Source organism: Geothrix fermentans DSM 14018, assembly GCF_000428885.1.
GTDB lineage: Bacteria > Acidobacteriota > Holophagae > Holophagales > Holophagaceae > Geothrix > Geothrix fermentans.
In genome coordinates, this window is sequence record NZ_AUAU01000042.1 from 1 (window position 1) to 1,308 (window position 1,308).

Annotated in this window: 1 protein-coding gene; it reads left to right on the forward strand. The window is 63.5% G+C overall.

What is annotated here, in order from left to right; all coding sequences use genetic code 11:
• The first annotated feature begins 63 nt into the window (after nt 1–63).
• The gene (locus tag G398_RS0110440) at nt 64–1,278 is read left to right on the forward strand and encodes an ISL3 family transposase (RefSeq protein ID WP_026853547.1); all 1,215 of its coding nucleotides are present in this window, start codon (nt 64–66) and stop codon (nt 1,276–1,278) included.
• The last annotated feature ends 30 nt before the right edge of the window (nt 1,279–1,308 follow it).

Consider the following 1,308-nt stretch of genomic DNA (forward strand, 5'->3'; position numbering starts at 1 on the left):
GGTTCCTCGCTGAATTGGGTGGGTAGGACCTCAGCGGACTGGTAAGGCTGGGACCATGGGTGGATGGACGCGAATGCCCTTTTCACCATGGCGCTGGGTTTGACCTCCCCTTGGGAGGTGAAAGATCTGGTGTTTACCGCCGAGTCACGGCGACTGGACATCCGGATCGACTTCCCACGGGGGGCCTCGTTCCCGTGTCCGGAGTGCGGCGAATCCTCGAAGGTCCACGACACCGAGGAGAAGTCCTGGCGGCACCTAGACTTCTTCCAGCACTCGGCCTATCTGACGGCGCGGGTGCCGCGCTGCCGCTGCGACCAGCACGGGGTGAAGCAGGTACAGGTGCCATGGGCGCGCCCGGGCTCGGGCTTCACGCTGCTGTTCGAGGCGCTGCTGATGGCACTGATGCGGGAGATGCCGGTGAACGCGGTGGCCCGGCTCGTGGGCGAGCACGACACGAGGCTTTGGCGCCTGGTGGATCACCATGTCGAGGAGGCCCGCCAGCGGTTGGATATGAGTCAAGTGAAGGCGGTCGCCGTGGACGAGACCGCTGCTCGGCGTGGGCAGGACTACGTCTCGCTGTTCATGGATCTGGACCGGAGGCGCCTGCTGTTCGGCACCGAGGGCAATGACCAGAGCACGGTCGAAGCCTTCCGGAAGGACCTGGAAGCCCACGGCGGTTCCGCTGAACGGATCACGGAGGCCTGCTGCGACATGTCCCAGGCCTTCATCCTGGGGCTGAGGACCCAGTTTCCGAACGCCCACCTCACCTTCGACCGGTTCCACGTCATGCAGTTGGCGAACAAGGCCGTCGATGATGTTCGCCGGGTCGAGGCCAGAGACCGCCCTGAACTCAAACGCAGCCGGTATGTCTGGCTGAAGAACCGTTCGAATCTGAGTTTCCGCCAGCGCGAGAGGTTGCAGGAACTCCAGTCCATGAATCTCCAGACGGCCGAGGCCTACCGGATGCGCCTCACCCTCCAGGATTTCTATGAGCAGGCCAACCCAAAGGCCGCGGCTGAGTTCCTGGCCGACTGGTGCGAGATGGTTCTGGAGGCTGGGTTGGAACCCATGAAGAAGGTCGCCCGAACCCTGATGGAGCATGCCGATGGCGTCCTGCACTGGTTCTGGAGCGGGTTCAGCAACGGACTCCTCGAAGGCATCAACTCCTTGATCCAGGCCGCCAAAGCCAAGGCCCGCGGCTATCGGACCACCCGCAACCTCCTCAACATCGCCTACCTCATCGCCGGCAAACTCGACTTCGCCTTACCGGTCCGCTGAGGTCCTACCCACCCAATTCAGCGAGGAACC